This is a genomic window from Paraburkholderia sp., assembly GCF_024281035.1.
GTDB lineage: Bacteria > Pseudomonadota > Gammaproteobacteria > Burkholderiales > Burkholderiaceae > Paraburkholderia.
In genome coordinates, this window is the sequence record NZ_JAMXLH010000058.1 from 84,782 (window position 1) to 102,462 (window position 17,681).

At 60.1% G+C, this 17,681-nt stretch carries 15 protein-coding genes; 6 read left to right on the top strand and 9 right to left on the bottom strand.

All coding sequences use genetic code 11. The features are described from left to right. Window positions 1–24: 24 nt before the first annotated feature. From Q0L30_RS19980 to Q0L30_RS19995, 4 genes are all read left to right on the top strand, one after another. Entirely contained in the window at window positions 25–1,962 is a 1,938-nt protein-coding gene (locus tag Q0L30_RS19980; protein WP_296660210.1) for a VWA domain-containing protein, read from the top strand. A 191-nt stretch (window positions 1,963–2,153) separates the two neighbouring features. Next, on the top strand, window positions 2,154–2,498 hold the full coding sequence (locus Q0L30_RS19985) for a hypothetical protein (RefSeq protein WP_296660212.1): 345 nt from the start codon (window positions 2,154–2,156) through the stop codon (window positions 2,496–2,498). 54 nt (window positions 2,499–2,552) lie between these two features. Further along, window positions 2,553–4,367, top strand: a complete 1,815-nt coding sequence (locus Q0L30_RS19990) for a chloride channel protein (RefSeq protein ID WP_296660217.1) — start codon at window positions 2,553–2,555, stop codon at window positions 4,365–4,367. 47 nt (window positions 4,368–4,414) lie between these two features. Beyond that, on the top strand, window positions 4,415–5,377 hold the full coding sequence (locus Q0L30_RS19995) for a cyclopropane-fatty-acyl-phospholipid synthase family protein (protein WP_296660220.1): 963 nt from the start codon (window positions 4,415–4,417) through the stop codon (window positions 5,375–5,377). A gap of 394 nt (window positions 5,378–5,771) precedes the next feature. Here the strand turns inward: Q0L30_RS19995 and Q0L30_RS20000 are convergent, their stop codons facing one another. Then, the gene (locus tag Q0L30_RS20000) at window positions 5,772–7,421 is read right to left on the bottom strand and encodes a thiamine pyrophosphate-binding protein (RefSeq protein WP_296660222.1); all 1,650 of its coding nucleotides are present in this window, start codon (window positions 7,419–7,421) and stop codon (window positions 5,772–5,774) included. 453 nt (window positions 7,422–7,874) lie between these two features. On the opposite strand from Q0L30_RS20000, the gene Q0L30_RS20005 reads away from it, so the two are divergent. After that, the gene (locus Q0L30_RS20005; protein WP_296660286.1) at window positions 7,875–8,300 is read left to right on the top strand and encodes a tripartite tricarboxylate transporter TctB family protein; all 426 of its coding nucleotides are present in this window, start codon (window positions 7,875–7,877) and stop codon (window positions 8,298–8,300) included. A gap of 8 nt (window positions 8,301–8,308) precedes the next feature. Next, window positions 8,309–9,868, top strand: coding sequence for a tripartite tricarboxylate transporter permease (locus tag Q0L30_RS20010; RefSeq protein ID WP_296660226.1), 1,560 nt, complete (start codon window positions 8,309–8,311; stop codon window positions 9,866–9,868). 555 nt (window positions 9,869–10,423) lie between these two features. Here the strand turns inward: Q0L30_RS20010 and Q0L30_RS20015 are convergent. The 8 genes from Q0L30_RS20015 to dctA form a co-directional block, all read right to left on the bottom strand. Continuing rightward, window positions 10,424–11,455, bottom strand: coding sequence for a tripartite tricarboxylate transporter substrate binding protein (locus Q0L30_RS20015; protein ID WP_296660228.1), 1,032 nt, complete (start codon window positions 11,453–11,455; stop codon window positions 10,424–10,426). A gap of 74 nt (window positions 11,456–11,529) precedes the next feature. Further along, window positions 11,530–13,248 (bottom strand): FAD-binding protein, encoded by a 1,719-nt coding sequence (locus Q0L30_RS20020; RefSeq protein ID WP_296660287.1) that lies wholly within the window; start codon window positions 13,246–13,248, stop codon window positions 11,530–11,532. Further along, window positions 13,245–13,859, bottom strand: coding sequence for a fumarate hydratase C-terminal domain-containing protein (locus Q0L30_RS20025; protein ID WP_296660232.1), 615 nt, complete (start codon window positions 13,857–13,859; stop codon window positions 13,245–13,247). The genes Q0L30_RS20020 and Q0L30_RS20025 overlap by 4 nt, the downstream gene beginning before the upstream one ends. Window position 13,860: 1 nt before the next feature. Beyond that, the gene (locus tag Q0L30_RS20030) at window positions 13,861–14,736 is read right to left on the bottom strand and encodes a fumarate hydratase (RefSeq protein ID WP_296660235.1); all 876 of its coding nucleotides are present in this window, start codon (window positions 14,734–14,736) and stop codon (window positions 13,861–13,863) included. 70 nt (window positions 14,737–14,806) lie between these two features. Further along, window positions 14,807–15,160, bottom strand: a complete 354-nt coding sequence (gene sdhC, locus Q0L30_RS20035) for a succinate dehydrogenase, cytochrome b556 subunit (protein ID WP_296660238.1) — start codon at window positions 15,158–15,160, stop codon at window positions 14,807–14,809. Next, window positions 15,160–15,507, bottom strand: coding sequence for a succinate dehydrogenase (locus Q0L30_RS20040; RefSeq protein WP_296660241.1), 348 nt, complete (start codon window positions 15,505–15,507; stop codon window positions 15,160–15,162). The genes sdhC and Q0L30_RS20040 overlap by 1 nt, the downstream gene beginning before the upstream one ends. After that, window positions 15,507–16,223, bottom strand: coding sequence for a succinate dehydrogenase/fumarate reductase iron-sulfur subunit (locus Q0L30_RS20045; protein WP_296660243.1), 717 nt, complete (start codon window positions 16,221–16,223; stop codon window positions 15,507–15,509). The genes Q0L30_RS20040 and Q0L30_RS20045 overlap by 1 nt, the downstream gene beginning before the upstream one ends. 114 nt (window positions 16,224–16,337) lie before the next feature. Further along, window positions 16,338–17,612, bottom strand: a complete 1,275-nt coding sequence (dctA, locus tag Q0L30_RS20050; RefSeq protein WP_296660246.1) for a C4-dicarboxylate transporter DctA — start codon at window positions 17,610–17,612, stop codon at window positions 16,338–16,340. Window positions 17,613–17,681 lie beyond the last annotated feature (69 nt).

The following is a 17,681-nucleotide window of genomic DNA, read 5'->3' on the forward strand; positions in this document are numbered from 1 at the left end:
ATATCGCACGAAAGAAAGCACTTCATGGAAGATACCGTAGGCGGCTGGTGGGACGTGCTGATCCGCAAGGCGGCGTATCGCGGGCATCCGCGGGCTGCCGTGCAGCTGGCGGACATCGACAAGCTCGCGCCCGTGTTTTTCCGCGCGATGGGCGGTGCGGCGGGCCTGGGGCTGCGTAGTACGGTTGGAACGGAGCACGCAGGCCGGCGCAGCCTGCTGGAGCGGATAGCGGGCACCAACACCACGCTGGAACTGACGTGGAGCGATGCCAGGTCCCTCTACTTGCCGGAGAAGATCGACCTCTTCCCGGACAAGGAGCGCAACAAACAACTCTATTTCTGGCTGCTGGCGTTGAGCGCCGAATACGCCACGCTATTTGCCGATGCGGAATTTGCCCAGGCCGACTGGCTCGAGCGCAACCGGATCGCCACCGTGCGCTGCCTGCGGGCGATGCCGGGGTTAGGGGAGATATACGCCCTGCTGGTGCGTGACTACATTCCGCTGCGCGGTGCGCTCTGGGATTTGTCGGCGCAGGAGCAGCAGATAGAAAAACACATCCGGCAAACGCTGCAGAACCCTGAAAACCCCGCCGCTGCGGAGATGACGGATGTGGTGGAAACGGCTGTGCAGGCCGGCTCATGCAGCAAGACACGCAGCAAGACACGCAAAAAGAGCGTCGGCATCACGCCCGTTCATCTCTGGATGCACCCCACACCGCCTGCGCATGCAGGGCAGGCCGCATCCGACGACGGTAGCGGGCGAGATGGCGAAAACGACCAGCACCGGTCCGAAGAGACCCGCAAGCGTCGCCGCTACCGTGCGCAGAAGGCCGCGCCTGACGAGCGGCAAAACGGCCCGCTGATTGTCTTTCGCGCGGAATCCATCTTTACCTGGGATAACTATCTAAAGGTCAATCGCAGCGACGAAGACGACGGCGACAACGACACTCGCCCGGCGGACGACATGGACACGCTGAGCGTGGCGCGCGACACCAAAAAGCGGTCGTCGCGGCTGCGTTTCGATCTGGATCTGCCGGGTGCGGAGGCAGACGGCACGCCCATCGGGCCCGGCATCCTGGTACCGGAGTGGGATTTTCGCCAGCAGGTGCTCCTGCCGGACTACTGCGTGATCAAACCGATGCTGCCGCACGATGCGCGACCCTGCGAGATTCCGCAACACCTGATCCGGGCGACGCACCGCTTGCGGCGACAATTCCAGGCGCTGATGCCCCAGCGCAGCCGCCGTTTCGGGCAGGTGGACGGGCAGGATCTGGATCTGGATCGCGTAGTGCGCTTCTTTACGGACGTAAAGGCGGGTCAGGCGGAATCGAATGGCGGCCTGTACGTCGATCGGCCCCGTAGCGAGCGCAGTCTGGCGTGCCTGTTGCTGGCCGATGTGTCGCTCTCCACCGAGGCGTGGGTGGGCCGGGGCGAGCAGGCCAGCAGCGTCATCAACGTGATCCGCGACAGCCTGATGTTGTTTGCCGAAGCACTGCAGGCATCGGGCGACAGCTTTGGTCTGTACGGCTTCTCATCGCTGCGGCGCAAGGAAGTGCGGTTCCTGCTGCTCAAGGACTTCAGCGAACCGTACGATGCGACCACGCGGGGCCGCATTGCGGCGCTGCGCCCAGGCTTCTACACCCGCATCGGGGCGGCTATCCGCCACTCGACCCGTATCCTCAAGGAACAGCCCGCGCACAAGCGCCTGCTGCTGCTGGTGACGGACGGCAAGCCCAACGACCTGGATCACTACGAAGGCCGGTATGGTGTGGAAGACACCCGACAGGCCGTGATCGAGGCGCGCCAGGCGGGGTTGGTGCCGTTTTGCGTCACCATCGACCGCGAGGCGGGCGACTACCTGCCACACCTCTTTGGCAGCCACAACTACGTGGTCGTCCATGACGCAACGCGCCTGCCGCATGTGTTGACCAGACTTTATGCGGCGCTGTCGCAGAACGGGTGAGGCGGCGGGTTTCGGGGTAGGAGCGGGGCGCAGGGGCGCACTTGATGGCGCTGCCGGACTCGATTGCAATCGAATGGCATTGTCGCGACGATGCTAGTTGAACAGAAATTTGCCTTTACGTTCGGATTGGCACCGTCGAGATAAAGCATCTCCGGACTGGACACCATATCGGTCACGTAGTTCAGGAATGCATGATCGCGCAATTCCGAACTTTTCTCCGGGACGCGATGCCGTTCCAGGTATCCCGGCGTGCCGTACCGCCGAAGCTGATACGGTTGCAGGCCGACTACGCGGCTCTCGGCTTGATCTGCTGCGCGACGACAAAGACAGGTTTGAGAATCTGCCTGCCATGCAACGTCGCGGGCGTGCCGATGTCTGCCATAGATCGGACGTCGCGGCTCCTGTTCGCCTGTGATATCTGGCCGCCAGGCAGCGTGCCGGCTTCACGGGATTCGGGCATCCTCTTGCGCCTGCCGCGCAAGCGCTCGGGACATGCCGTTGCGCTCTTTCCCGTGAACTCACCCATTGCATCATAATGTGATATAAAGTGCGGAAGGGCGCCATCGTCTTCTCGCCCGGCAAGAGGAATCATGAGCGATCACAAGGGCGATTTCGCTACCGATGTCCGGCTACTGCGCATTAGCGCCATCGCGGCCGCTGGCGGCGCGCTCAGCACCGTTGCGGCCGACTTCCTCCTGCACCTCATCCGCTTCTTCACGAACCTCTTTTTCTTCCAGACGCTATCCACGGCGAATCGTTCTCCTGCGGAGAACGCGCTTGGCGTATTCGTCGTCGCGGCTCCCGTGATAGGTGGTCTGCTCGTGGGGTTGATCGCCCGGTTCGGCTCGGAACAGATTCGCGGCCACGGCATACCCGAAGCCATCGAGGCCATTCTGTTCGGCAAGAGCCGGATGTCGCCGAAGGTTGCCGTGCTCAAGCCGCTTGCTTCTGCTATCGCGATTGGCAGCGGCGGCCCGTTTGGAGCGGAAGGCCCAATCATCATGACGGGCGGCGCGATCGGCTCGCTCATCGCGCAGTTCTTTCATCTCTCGGGTGCGGAACGCAAGGCGCTGCTGGTGGCGGGCGCGGTAGCGGGCATGACCGCCGTGTTCGGCACGCCGGTCGCCGCCGTGCTGCTCGCCATCGAGCTGCTGCTGTTCGAATTGCGGCCGCGCAGCCTGTTGCCGGTCGCCATTGCCTGTGCCGTGGCAGGGTTCACGCGTCCGCTGCTACTGGGCAGTGGCCCGTTATTTCCGCTGCAAACCATGCCGCTCGGGACGGTCGGCATGGTGTCGTCGTGCATCGCGGGGTTGATCGCGGGTGCGTTGTCGTGGGGCCTCTCCACATGGCTCTACAAGGTCGAAGACCTGTTCGGCAAGCTGCCGGTTCACTGGATGTGGTGGCCCGCGCTGGGCGCTATCGCAGTGGGCATAGGCGGGTATTTTCAGCCGCGCACGCTCGGCGTCGGCTACGACGTGATCGGCGACCTCCTGCACGATCACCTCGCCATGCAGGTAGTTATCGGCATCGTCGTCGTCAAGGCCATCATCTGGGTGATTGCGCTGGCTTCGGGCACCTCGGGCGGCGTGCTGGCGCCGTTGCTGATGATGGGCGCCGGCGTGGGTGCGCTTGTCGGCCCGTACATGCCAGGCAGCGAGCCCGCGGTGTGGCCGCTCATCTTCATGGCGGCCGCGCTGGGCGGCATGATGCGCGCGCCGATCATGGCCGCAGTGTTTGCGTTCGAATTGACGGGCGACGTCAACGCCTTGCTTCCGTTGCTGGCCTCGGCTGCGGTCGCGTACGGCTTTACGGTGCTGCTCATGCGCCGCTCGATCCTGACCGAGAAAATTGCCCGCCACGGCTATCACATCTACCGCGAATACAGTATCGACCCGCTCGAGCGTCACTACGTCGAAGAGGTGATGACGAAAGGCGTTCAGACGATTGACGCACGCGTGACGGTGGGCGACGTGCTGCGCAGCCATTTCGGCACGCAGCAGAAGTTCCGCGCGTTTCCGGTCGTCGCCGACGGCGTGCTCGTGGGCATGGTCGACCGGGCGTTGCTTGACAGCACGCCTTCGGGGAACGCCGATACGCCCGTCGGCGAGTTGTTCACGCAGGCGCGGCCCGAGATCGCACTGCCCGGCGAGACCTGCCGGAATGTGGCCGCGCGTCTTGCCATTACGGGCCTCGATCGCGTTCCCGTGGTCGACGACGAAAAGACCCGGCGCCTGCTCGGTATCGTTTCGCGGCACGACCTGGTCAAGCCGTCGTTGTCGGTGTTCACAGAGGAGCGCGAGCGCGAACAGTTCCGGCGCGTGTGGGTTCCGCGCAGTACGCGCTACGCCCCGACCGGCAAGCAGCCGGGCACGACAACGGACGAGCCCGCCGACACAAAGCGCTGAAGGAAGCGTTGAACAACGCGCGCATATGGCCCGCAACGGAGAGATAGATGCCTGAAAAGGAAAAGGCGCAGGGAAAAGCGAAACGCGGTATCGGCTCTTTCTTGAAATCGGTTGCGGCGAACGTGCTTTCCGAGCGTGACACGCATCTGGGCGGCGTGCCGAACGAATACTACGCCATGTGGCTGGACCCCAGAATGGTCTATTCGTGCGCATGGTTCGAAAGCGGCGAAGAAGACCTCGCTACCGCGCAGCTCAGGAAAATCGACCACGTACTCGCGAAAATCGGACTCCAGCCTGGTCACAGCCTGCTCGATGTCGACTGCGGGTGGGGCGCGCTGGTCATTCGGGCTGCTGAAAAATTCGGCGCACGTTGCGTGGGCATTACGATGTCGAAGAATCAGCTCGAATGGGCCAACGAGTGCGTGACGGCGGCGGGCCTTGCCGACCGTGTCGAAATCCGCTTGCAGACCTATGCCGATGTCGAAGGCCGTTTCGACCGGATCACGAGTCTCGGTATGTTCGAATGCGATGGCCGCAACGATCTGCAGGACTACGTCACGGTATTGCAGCAGCACCTTGCGGCGGACGGCGTGCTAGTGACGCACGGGATCGTGTCCACGGCACCGGGCGGCATCGACTCGCGCTTCGGGCTGGACAATGGTGGGTACCTGGCGCGTTATCTCTTTCCCGACGACGACCTTCCGGACCTCGGCTACGCATTGACCGCCATGCGTGAAGGCGGGATCGAAGTGTCGAACATCCAGAACCTGCGGCGGCATTGCGTGAGGACGCTGCACTTGTGGGAGGCGAACTTCCGCACGAAGGAAGTCGCATTGCGGAAACTCGTGGACGATCGCAAGTATCAAACCTGGTGCAAATATCTGCGCGACTGGGCTACTGCGTTCGAGCGCGACGAGGTGTCGATCTACGAGATCGTCGGGCGCAAAGTGGGCGCACGCGCGAGCGCGCTGCCCTGGCCCGGCGTGGGCAGTGTTCTGTCCCAGGAATAACTTTGCATAGAAGCCCGATATTCTCGATGATGGAATCGGCGGTCGCCGTCCACATGAACGGGCGTTTGTGCAGGTTGTACATAAGCATCCGAACGGGGCCGTAGTTCCGGACGTTGACGGGGGCGGCGAGAACGGCTATCGAATGGGCCTGGCTTTCGAGGCTGCCAGCAGGTGCGGAACCTCAAGTAAACCAGGGCTTTCGTTTTCGTTGCCCAATCTCTTTCTCTGGGCGTAATTGGACATAATGTAATTTATCGTCAATTTGAGTGTTACGGCTTTTTTGAAATGTCCGGTTCTGGCGTGCCACTTGATACGAGCCCTTAACGTAGGCATCGCATTGCACGCAGCACGAAACGCCGACTTCGCCGGCGCAATGTGCGGGCGTGAAAGCCGGTTACGACGCTGAGCGTTTGAAAGACGGTGCAGGAATACCTTCGATCATGATGTTCACGCATGCTGGCAGCTTCAAGCGCCGCGCGGCCTGCGCCTGTTCGATCGCGTCTTTCATGTCGTCTGCATGTTCGACAAACGCACCAGTTCCACCGAAAGCCTCCGTCACGCGATCATAGCGTACAGGTAGCAGTTCGCAGCCAATCAGCCGCTCTGGGCCATAACTTCGCAACTGGATCTGATACTCGGCGTTCCATCGCGCATCGTTGCCAACGACGGCCACGAAGGGTAATCCGTAGCGCACCGCGGTATCCATCTCCGCAGCATGAAATCCGAACGTCCCATCTCCCATCACGGCGACCACAGGCGAATCAGGGTGCGCTACGCGAGCCGCCAGCGCGAACGGAAGCGCGGCCCCGATCGCTCCTGCGACGCCATTGATCACGCGATTGGGCGCCCGCAGGCAGGCTTGCGCCCACTGCCCGAATTCGCCGCCGTCCGCGACGAAAACCGCATCGGGATGGCTGTCGAGCAACGCCTGGAACGGCGCGAGCGCCTGCACAGGATGAACACGTTTTTCGAACGACGATGACGCCGTGCGCCATTGCTCGGGCCGCCATGCGATCGCTCTCTGCACATCGCGCGCCCATCGTTCATCGAACCTGTGCACATTGCGGCAAGCGGTTGCGAGCATTTCGAGCGCAGGGAAGCTGTCTGCGACAGCGGTGCCGATCAGGCGCTCACCCACGGCGCGACGCGTCCGCGCGATTTCTTGCGGCTCCGGGTCGATCTGCAGGAAAGTGCAGCCGGGCGCGAAAGCGGGCGCTCTCCCGAATGCCAGCGTGAAATCGAGCCGCTTGCCGAGCAGCATCACGCGGTCGGCCTGCGCGAGGACTTCGGCGAAAGCGCCGAGGCTCGGATCGTTGATGCCTCGCGGGCTCTCCATGCCAATGACCGGAACGCCAAGTGCCGCCGCAAGCGTATCTGTTCGTTTGCGTCCCGCGCGGGTCATGCACGCCGGCCCCGTGAGGATCAGCGGGCGCGACGCGTCGGCCAGGCTCGAGACCAGGCGCCTGAGCGTTGTATCGTCAAGCATTTGCCGCATCGGTAAAAAGCTCTCGGCATTGACTTCATCAGGCATGTGAGCGGAGCCTTCCAATACGTCCGTTGGAAGGCTCAGGTGTACAGGCCCGGGTCGCCCGGACTGCGCGACGCGCATCGCGTGGACGACCTCATCAACGAGGGTATGGGGATGCTGTGCCGTGGCCGCCATCTTGACCAATGGCGCGGCGACATCCGCCTGACGCATTTCCTGGAACGCACCCATGCCCAATTGATCGCGCGGACTATGGCCCGATAGAAGCAGAACGGGCGATTCAGCCATTTGAGCGGTATACAGGGCCGAAACTGCGTTCGCGTGACCGGGACCGCCGGTCACCAACGCCACGCCGACCTGCCCTGTCAACCGCGCGTAGGCATCCGCCATATGCACGGCCGCAGCCTCATGACGCGTATGGAACAACGCAATTCCCGCGCCAATGCAAGCGTCGAACACCGGCATGATGTGGTTGCCCGACAGGGTGAAGATATGTTTCACCCCTGCCTTCGACAACGCCTTTACCAGCGCGTCAGCACCGCGGCATGCAATCGACATTGCGATATCTCCTCTTCAAGACGTTTTGATTCCCGCATTTCATTGGTGTCGAGTGGATTATTCGCGCCCTCTATCGCGGTGAAAAGTCAGTATTTCTTGAAGTCAACGAAAGGATCGCTTCTTCTCGCACTCGACAATGAGCTGACACCCATGTTTTCCCTGATGGTGTTTTTAAGGCTAACACACTACATTGCAACTCATACATATGAGTTGTATGACCGTATCAGGCAGACAACGCTTTCTGCGGACCCCGCGTCCGCACCGGAGACACAGCGGGACGCGTTACGCACTGCTGTTTTTCCTCGACCACACACGGGCCGGGCAACGCTGTCGGCTCCCGATCTCCAGATTTCATAAGCCGGGCCGCACTGCGGATATCGATTGCCCGGATGGCGGAGGTGTGCATTGAACCGCAGACTGGCTTTCAGCAAGGATTACTACTCTGGCGCACTGATGGTCGTGATTGGCCTGAGCGCCGCCTACGCCGGCACGACCTATGACGTTGGAACCCTGACGAACATGGGTGCGGGTTTCTTTCCCGTCGCTGTCGGCACGCTTCTGGCTTTTATCGGCATTTTGATTGCCATGTCGGCGAAAGATCTGCCCGCGCCTGCTCTCAGCACAACGGACGCGCATTCGCGCCTGCCTGACCTGCGTGGCGCCGTGTGCATTATCGCGGGCACGCTGGCCTTCATCCTTCTCGGCAAATATGGCGGCCTGATTCCCGCTACGTTCGCGATCGTGTTCATTTCCGCGCTCGGTGACCGAACCAACACCCTGTTTCGCGCAGCCGCGTTGTCGATCGTCATGTGCGCGATCGCCCTCGTCGTTTTCTCATGGGCGCTAAAACTTCAGTTGGCGCCGTTTGCCTGGGGATAGAGAGCAACATGATCCAACAATCCTTGCACGACCTCTTTTACGGCTTCTCAGTTGCGCTTCAAGGCACCAACTTGATGTGGTCGTTTTTCGGTGTCCTCGTGGGCAACATGGTTGGCGTGTTGCCGGGCATGGGGGCGCTTTCGGCGATATCCATCCTGCTGCCGCTCACCTATGTCATGCACCCTGTCCCGGCAATTCTGATGCTCGCCGGCATTTTCTACGGATCGCAATACGGTGGTGCGATCGGCGCGATTCTGCTCAACCTTCCCTCTCACCCTCCCCATGCGATTACCTGCCTCGACGGGTATCCCATGGCGAAGGCAGGCCGAGGCGGCGCGGCACTCGGCATCACGATGTTGAGTTCGTTCTTCGCGGCATCGTTCGGCATCGTCCTGATGATTTTCGCTTCGCCATTGCTCACGGCGATGGCATTCAAATTCGGCCCGCCGGAAATTTTCTCGGTCATGTTGCTGGGTCTTCTCGCGGGCTCGACGATGTCGAGAGGCTCCGCGCTGAAAGGCATTGCCATGACGCTTTTCGGCCTGCTTTGCGGCATGGTTGGCACCGACGTCAATACGGGCACGTTTCGCTTCACGTTCGGCCTGACCGACATGAACGACGGACTGGAACTGGTCGCTATCGCCATGGGGCTTTTTGGCGTCGCCGACTTTCTTTGCAACGTCAACAGAATGCAGGTATCAAACAAGTCGCTCAACGTGCGCTTCAAGGATATGCGCCCGACGCGCGAAGAACTCAAAGCCACATTCTGGCCAATGACGCGCGGCACGGCCGTGGGTGCGCTGTTCGGCGCCATGCCGGGAACCGGCCCGACGATCACGACCTTCGTGGCCTACGCGCTTGAGCGCAAGCTCTCCAGAAATCCGCAGGCATTCGGAACGGGGGTGATTGCCGGCGTCGCGGCGCCCGAAGCGTCATCGCACTCGAAAACGCAAGTCGACTTCATCCCGACGATGAGCCTCGGCATCCCAGGCGACCCCGTCATGGCGTTAATTCTGGGCGCGCTCATTATTCAGGGCATTACACCCGGCCCACAGTTGATCTCTGAGCACCCCGATATCTTCTGGGGACTCATTGCGAGTTTCTGGATCGGGAATATTCTGCTCGTTCTGCTGAATGTGCCGATGATAGGCGTGTGGATCAAATTGCTAAGGCTGCCGTACCGCTATCTCTTTCCTTCCGCGATGTTCTTTATTGCGGTCGGCGTGTTCAGCACCCAGAACAGCCTTTTCGAAGTGTGGCAGGTGCTCGCGTTTGGTCTCCTCGGTACCGTCTTCAATTACCTTGGTTTCTCGGTCGCGCCCATCCTGCTCGGGTTCGTCCTCGGGCCGATGATCGAAGAAAACTTTCGCCGCGCACTGCTCATTTCGCACGGGAATATATCGATTTTTATCAGTCACCCCATCAGTTGCGGATTTCTCATCGCATCGCTATTGCTTCTGATATTCGTCACGCTGTCCGCACAACGAAACCGCCGTCGCGCGAACAAAACGGAACGCATGCACGAGGGCGGATCACGCGTCGAAATGCCGCGGACAAGCAGCGATTGAACGGATACGCAATAGAGGACTCAACGCGCCCCAATTTTCTCAAGCACTACGGACGTGAGAAGCTCAAAACGACGCGCATGTAGCCATGCTCATGCGCGTCGATGCATCTGGCGCATAACCGTCCAATAATCTGTTGCATGCAGGCCATATCCGGCACCGTTCGATTACCTGATCGCCGCAACGCGCGTACAATTCGGGTTATTACCTAACTGATAACCCGGTTGCTCGTGAATACCCCGTCCTCGCCCGTTCGCACTTCCTCCGATATCTTCCAACGAATTCAACGCCAGATCACCGCTGCAGCACGGTGGATCCTCGAGTTGCACGACGACGTCAGCGATCTGAAGACCGCTGTTGATCGACGCTCGAATCGACGCTCGATCGCGTGCTAACTTCGGTTGGGCTGCCGCGAGAGTGATGCGGCGTTGAAGATCAGACGATGAATTGAAAAGCCCGCCGCGATATTGTGAACCGGGCGGGCTTTAAGAACGATCAGATCAGGCTGGCATTTCTTTCATATCGGCCCAGCCGCCGGCCTCGCACCGGCGCTGCATTTCAATTCGCGCTGATATGGCTTGTGTTCACAACTTTTTGCCATTTCGCCGATTCAGTGGCAATCCTGCTCTCAAGTTGTTGAGGCGTGTCGCCCACTGCATCCATACCCAGCACGGCGAGGCGCTGGCGAGTATCGGGCTGGGCGAGAACCTTCACGGTGTCTTGCTGAATCTTCTGGATGACGTTCGCAGGCGTGCCAGCCGGCGCCACGAGTGCGAACCAGCCCGTTACATTGAATCCGGGCAGCCCGGCTTCCTCCACGGTCGGAATATCGGGCCATGCGCTTGAGCGATGGTCACCGGTCACGGCAAGCACCTTGATCGTTTTGCCCTTCATGAACGGCAGCGCTGCCGCGATGTTGGGCAATACAACCTGTACGCGGTCCGCCATCAAATCGTTCAGTGCAAGCACCTCGCCCTTATAGGGCACGTGAACCATGGGAATGCCCGCTGCACCCGCGAAGGCTGCATCGGCCATGTGGACCTGACTCCCGATGCCGGCGGAACCAAAATTCAGCTTTGGATGTTGCGTTTTCCCGTATGCGATCAGCTCTTTCACATTCGAAATCGGCAGAGTCGGCGCCACCGCGACAACCATCGGGTTGCTCGCAACCGTGGTGATATAGGTGAAGTCCTTGGCCGTGTACGGAAGTTTTTTATAAATGTACTGGTTGACGGTGAACATGCTCCCCGATGCCAGCATCAACGTGTAACCGTCCGGCGCGGACTTCGCCTCGACCTCGGCGCCGATCATGCCGCCCGCACCGGGCCGATTGTCGATCACCACGGACTGCTTCCATAGCGTCCCCAATCCCTGGCCAATCGTGCGTGCCAGCACATCAGTCGAACCGCCCGCTGTAAAAGGTACGATGATCCGGATCGGCTGAGAAGGCCAGGCGTCTTCTGCATGAGCGACCGACTGCGCCTGAAAAACAGCGGAAAGTGCGGCAGCGAGCACGAGCCCGCGTCTGAGCGTGCGAATGATATGGGAGGGCATTGCATTGTCTCCGTTTAAAATAATGTGGATCGGCACGGGCGAAATTCCAGCTCGGCAGAAATGCAGTTTTCGGAAATGCGCGTGCAATGCGGCATCCCTCATTTAGCGATCTACTCGCAAAGAATCGTCTCGCCCGGCCGTACCCGGCTAAACGTTACCGGCTCCTGTTTGATCTGAACTTCTCCTTCACTTTTGCGAATCGTCGTATAAGCCGACCTCTCCAGATCGCCGGCCTCGGGAAAATCCTCGCGGAAATGGGCTCCCCGCGAATTCTCGCGGGATATTGCCGCCTCGGTGATGATCTGGCTAACCGAAATCAGGTTTTTCAAGTTGAGCCAGTCGTGCCACTGTGCGTTGAATGCGCGCGCGCCATCCACGACACCCGTCAACATCAGGCGATCGTTGAGTTCTCCCAGGACGTTCCGCGCCCGCAAGAGTCCATCGTGGTCGCGAATGATGCCGACATGCGTCCACATGCATTTGTAGAGCGACTCCCGAATCTCTTCGAGGTCTTTTCCGCTTTTTGAAAACGGTGATTCTGCAACCTCGATTGCGCCTTCGATGGCAAACGAATCGGGTTCTCGAAACTGGCCTTCCGCTTTCACCCACCTCGCCATGTTGTCGCCGGCAATTCCGCCGAATACCGTGGAATTCGCCACGCCGTTGCCACCCAGACGATTCGCGCCGTGCACGCCACCCGTATCTTCGCCTGCGGCGAAGAGGCCATCCAGTTCGGTGCTGCAGTCGGTGCGAAACACGACACCGCCCATCATGTAGTGCGCGGTCGGCACCACTTCGACGAGCCCGCCCGCGAGATCGAACCCGCAGTCCGCGCAACGTTCCACCATGCCCTTGAACTGCTTTCTGACCTTGTCGGGACCGAGGTGGCCCATCTGGATGTAAACGCCGCCATTGGGCGAGGTTCGCCCCGCGCGCATTTCGGAATAAATGCCGCGCGAAACGATATCGCGCGTTGCGCGCTCGCCGCGCTTGTCGTATTTGTCCATGAACCGCTCTTTCGAGCCATTCAATAGATGCCCGCCCGCACCACGCAGCCCTTCTTCGAGCACGGTGCCGGTCATGCGTGTGTGACTGCCGGCAAGCAGCCCCGTGGGGTGAAACTGCACCATTTCCATATCGCGAAGCGTGAGTCCCGCGCGCAGCGCCATCGCGAGTCCGTCGCAGCTTTTATCCCCGGACGGCGTATGAAACTTGTACATCGTCGGGCCGCCGCCCGTCGCTAGCAGCACCGCCCTCGCCTGCACGAACACGAACTTGCCCGTCCGCATATCGATCATCAAGACGCCCGCAATATGCTTGCCATCGGCTGTCTTGATCAGCTCGATCGCCCTGTGCTCTTCCAGGCGATGAATACCGCGACTCCACACCTGCTCGGCTAACCGGTTGATAATCTCGATTCCGGTCAGGTCGCCCTTGTGGACCGTCCGGTCGAACGTCTGGCCCGCGAACGCTTTCTGATGAATCGATCCGTCCGGATTACGGTCAAAAAAACAGCCAAGCTCGTTTTCAAGCTCGCGTACGCGCTCGACGGCCGTACTCACGAGCGCCCACGCGAGATCCTGGTTGGACAGCCATTTACTTCCTTCAATCGTGTCCATGAAGTGACGTTCGACCGAATCGCCGGGAGCCAGCGCGACGTTATAGCCGCCCTGTACCATGCGCGTGCAGCCACATTTCCCCAGCAGCCCTTTCACTGCAACGGTGATCGAAAGATCCGGCGCCTGCTTGTGCGCGTGAAGCGCGGCAAACAGACCGGCGCCACCCGATCCGAGAATCAGGATATCCGTCTTGACGCGCCCAATATTCATCTTGTTTGCACTCCCATACTTTTCAGAACATCGTCGCGCCGCGAGGCTGTGTCGCTCTTGACTTCGTCGTACAGGCTGCCACCGCAACTGTCCATAGCCACTAGCAGCGGACCGAAGCCCTTGATCCTGAATTTCCATAGCGACTCGGGATTGAGGTCGTCGAGATCGACGGCTTCGATTTTCTCGATCCAGGTCGTTTCGAGCGCAGCCGTTCCGCCGATGATCGCCAGATATGCGCCGCCCAGATCCTGAAACGCCGCCTTCGATGCTTCGCGCAAGCCGCCCTTTCCAACGATCATGCGCACGCCATACTGTTCCATCAGCGGCCGCGTGAAGCGCTCCATGCGGTCCGATGTGGTTGTGCCAATGCAGACCGGTTGATATCCCGCCGGGAATTCGTCGCTCGGCGCGACCTTGCGCACGTTGGGCGCCGTGTGAATGACCGCGTGCCCCCGAAGGTCGAATTCCGTCGTGCGCCCCTTGTCGAACAGATGAATCTGCGTCGCATCGCGGATACCGAAAAGCGTTTGATGCAATGTCACCGTATCGTTCACCCGCAGCTTGCGGATCTGCGACTCGTCGACAGGTGTGAAAAGGTCATAGTGAGCCATTTCAGAATCCGTAAGTGAGACCGTCTGTGGTAAGCCGAGCCTTCGCACGTCGCGCGGAATGACATTGCATGTTGACCGCGATGGGATTCATCGTGATGTGCGTCGACGCCAGTTCGATATGCACCGCAAACGCCGTGCTATCTCCGCCTAACCCTTGCGGTCCGACGCCGAGGCGATTCACCGCCTCAGTGAGTTCGCGTTCGAGGTCGGCGCCCGCAGCGTCCGTGCAGGTGGTGCCAAGCGCGCGCGTAGCGGCACGCTTGGCCAGCGCAATCGACAGATCGGACGTGCCGCCAAGGCCGACGCCCACGATAGTCGGCGGACAAGTCTTGCCGCCGGCGGAGATAACGCAATCGACGACAAACATCTTGATCGCATCAATGCCCTCGGCCGGAACGGCCATCTTCAGAAATGAATTGTTCTCCGAGCCGCTTCCTTTCGGCACCATCTCGATGGTCGCGGTCTCGTTTTCGTCGGTGAAGTCGACGTGAATAACCGGAACCTCGATGCCGCACGACGTGTGGTTGTTCTTGCGTGTAAGCGGATGCACGACAGACGAACGCAGCGGGTGCTCCCTCGTGGCGCGCTCACACCCTTTGCGGATGGCGGCCTTCAACGCAAATCCGTCGAACTCGACATTCCGGCCAAGCACAACGTTGTAAATGGGGATGCCCGTATCCTGGCAAAGCAGGTTTTCCGTATTTTCCGCCACGCGAATATTGGTCCGCATCGTCTCCAGGACCCGCTGCGCTACCGGTGACGTTTCGGTAGCCGAAAGTCTTTCAATGCCGTCTTTCACGTCGGGCGGAAGCAACTTGAGGGCGCGAATATACAGCTCTTTCGAGGCTTCCTCGACGACGTCAAGGTCTAGTTTCATGGCCGTCTCTTTCCGAATGGCAAAACAGATTGTGAGTTTATGGCGTAGCCTGAATTCCCAAGGTGCGGTCCTAATGGATGAGCGCCAGCAGGAACGCGAGGCCCGTGCACGTGCTCGCCCCCAAACCGAAGGCGAGCCAGTTTTTTCTCAAGCCCGTCCACGGGAGGAATTCGATCAGCAAAAGACGAATGCCCCCCATCATGTGAAGCGAGAGCAGCACCACGAGTCCCCATTCGGCAAACCGGAAAAGCGGTTGGTCGGTCAAACGTAGAAAGCCATCGAGAGAAGCCTCTCCGTGAATGGCGCGCCCGAGCGCCCAGAAGTGAACCGGCAGAAACAAAGCCAGTGCGAGACCGGAAAGACGATGCACAAGAAAGGCCCACCAGGCAGGATGAGTACGGGCGCGATAGTCGTTCTTTCGCATCACGAGAAGACTCCATAGACAGCCCGCAGGCCCATCAGTGCGAGGGCGGCGGAAAAAGCCAGGAAAACGGCATGCGCGGACCTTCCCCGCCAGTGCAACCATTCCTCCGCGATTCTGAGTAGCCCAACAGGCACATGTATCGCGCACGCAATCACGAAGACGGCATAAAAGGCGCCAAACGGCAGATTGCCGCGCGTGCGGCCGAGAATGGCCGATGCGCTCAAGCCGCTATGGACCGCGTAGATAATGACGCCCAGATGAACGAACACGCAGAGCGCGAGCACAGTCGCGCTCACGCGCTGCCAGTACCAGAGACGAGCCTGAGTGCGAAGAGACATGGCTTGCATTACAGGCCTCCTTCGCGCGCGGCTTTTATCGTCATCCGCTTGAGGCCGGCAATACCTGCCGTCGGCGAAAGATGCTTGGGACAACGTTCGGCACACGCCCCCTGGGTGTGGCACGAGTGACAACCCGCATCGCCCGCGACCGCCCGCAGGCGTTCGAGCGTTTGCGTGTCGCGTTCGTCGTTGACGAGCGTCCATGCGCGGTTCAGCGCGGCGGGACCCAGATAGTCGGGGCGCCAGGTCACCACGTCGCATGAGGAATAACACACGCCGCAACCGATACACTCGATCCCCGCGTCGACCGCCTTGCGTTGGACGCTATCGGGACTCACCCTGGCGAAGTCATCCTGACGTGTACGGCTTCCCGAGAACTGCCCCTTTGCCTGGCTCCACTTGTCGAAGAACGGGCTCATGTCGGTCACGAGATCCTTGATGACCGGGAGGTTCGACAGCGGGGCAATTTCCAGCTCGTTGTTCAGCGCGACTTTCGATACGTGCGTGCGACACGTCCAGCGCGCCTTGCCGTTGACGTTCATCGCACAGGATCCGCACATGCCCACGCGGCACGCGAACCGGTATGCAAGGTCGGGCTGGAGTTGCCGCTGAATGAAAGTCACGACGTCCAACACCGTCTGACTCGCGTAACGCGGTACGTCATAGGTCGTGAGCCCCTCGGTAGCGCTTCTCCAGACTTTTACTCGAAGTTTTTCGGTATCCACATGGCCTCTCGAATAGCTGCTGAAACAGTACGATTGAACAGGTTGATACATCGATTGTTCAGCAATTCTTCAACAGGAAAAATCGAATAATTCTGGCGTTCAGGTAAAGTTTTCCTATGTCTCGGTGCGCACCCGCTCAAGCTTTAGTACGGTGGCCATCTGAGCGTTGTCGCGCTCTTTTTCGAGCCCCGAGACAACGAGCGTGGCAACCGCATTCCCGATCATGTTCGTGACGGCCCGCACTTCGGAAATGAACCGGTCCACGCCGAGAATGAGCGCCGCGCCTTCAATTGGGATATGTTTGAACGCCGTGAGCGTGGCAAGCAGCGTGACGAATCCGGCGCCCGACACACCGGCCGCGCCTTTCGAGCTGATCATCGACAGCACCATCAGCGCGATCTGGTCTCCCCAGGACAGCGGCACGTTGTAGGCCTGGGCGATGAACATCGCACAGATGACCTGAGCGACACAGGTGCCGTCGAGATTGAAGGAGTAGCCCATCGGCATCACGATGCCGACAACCTGCTTCGGACACCCCATCCTTTCGAGCTTGCGGATCAATTGTGGGAATACGGATTCTGACGACGTCGTGGCGAGGACGAGAAGAATTTCCCCCTTCAAATGATTGAGTAATCGAAGCAGGCTAAAACCGCTCATGCGGCAAATGGTTCCCAGCACGACGACGAGAAAAAAGATCGTCGCCGCGTAGATCGTCACGAGCAGCATGCCGAGCGAATTCAACGCGGACAGCCCATATTTTCCGACCGCGAAGCCCATCGCCCCCAATGCGCCGAGTGGCGCGAGCTTCATGATGAAACCGACAATCTTGAACAGCACTTCCGACACCGACTCGAAGAACGTCAGGGCCGGCTGCCCCTTCTCGCCGACATAGGACAATCCCACCGCGAACAGGCAGGCAATGACAACGATCTGAAGCATGTCGCCCGAGGCGAAGGGACTCAGGAAGCTCGAAGGAATGATGTTGAGAAGAAACGCCGTGAGGCCGCCGCCGTGATGGATATCCGACTGATATTGCGCCAGCACATGAACGTCGACGTTGCCTGGCTGGATATTCATCCCGACACCCGGCCCGATCAGGTTCACCATCAACATTCCGATGAGCAAGGCCAGCGTGGTCACCACCTCGAAATAGATGATGGTCTTGCCCGCGATGCGGCCCAACGTACGCATTTCGCCGATCTGCGAGGCGCCGCATACGATCGTGGTGAAGATCAACGGCGGCGTAATCATCTTGATCAGCCGGATGAACACGTCGGATAGCGGCTTCAGTGATTGGGCGAACGCCGGAAAAAAGTGACCGGCGGCGACCCCGATCAGGATGGCAATCAGGACCTGAACATAAATGTGCTTGCAAAGGCAACGCAACATGGTGTCTCCCTATTCTCACCCCGCATCGCGTGCGTGCGACTTCGGTGAGTAAGCGGCTCCAGCAGGCTT

Bases quoted from the DNA above. Each gene is read 5' to 3' on its own strand.
- Q0L30_RS19980 (WP_296660210.1), top strand. From the start codon at position 25: ATGGAAGATACCGTAGGCGGCTGGTGGGACGTGCTGATCCGCAAGGCG.
- Q0L30_RS19985 (WP_296660212.1), top strand. From the start codon at position 2,154: ATGATCGCGCAATTCCGAACTTTTCTCCGGGACGCGATGCCGTTCCAG.
- Q0L30_RS19990 (WP_296660217.1), top strand. From the start codon at position 2,553: ATGAGCGATCACAAGGGCGATTTCGCTACCGATGTCCGGCTACTGCGC.
- Q0L30_RS19995 (WP_296660220.1), top strand. From the start codon at position 4,415: ATGCCTGAAAAGGAAAAGGCGCAGGGAAAAGCGAAACGCGGTATCGGC.
- Q0L30_RS20000 (WP_296660222.1), bottom strand. From the start codon at position 7,421: ATGTCGATTGCATGCCGCGGTGCTGACGCGCTGGTAAAGGCGTTGTCG.
- Q0L30_RS20005 (WP_296660286.1), top strand. From the start codon at position 7,875: ATGGTCGTGATTGGCCTGAGCGCCGCCTACGCCGGCACGACCTATGAC.
- Q0L30_RS20010 (WP_296660226.1), top strand. From the start codon at position 8,309: ATGATCCAACAATCCTTGCACGACCTCTTTTACGGCTTCTCAGTTGCG.
- Q0L30_RS20020 (WP_296660287.1), bottom strand. From the start codon at position 13,248: ATGAATATTGGGCGCGTCAAGACGGATATCCTGATTCTCGGATCGGGT.
- Q0L30_RS20025 (WP_296660232.1), bottom strand. From the start codon at position 13,859: ATGGCTCACTATGACCTTTTCACACCTGTCGACGAGTCGCAGATCCGC.
- Q0L30_RS20030 (WP_296660235.1), bottom strand. From the start codon at position 14,736: ATGAAACTAGACCTTGACGTCGTCGAGGAAGCCTCGAAAGAGCTGTAT.
- sdhC (WP_296660238.1), bottom strand. From the start codon at position 15,160: ATGCGAAAGAACGACTATCGCGCCCGTACTCATCCTGCCTGGTGGGCC.
- Q0L30_RS20040 (WP_296660241.1), bottom strand. From the start codon at position 15,507: ATGCAAGCCATGTCTCTTCGCACTCAGGCTCGTCTCTGGTACTGGCAG.
- dctA (WP_296660246.1), bottom strand. From the start codon at position 17,612: ATGTTGCGTTGCCTTTGCAAGCACATTTATGTTCAGGTCCTGATTGCC.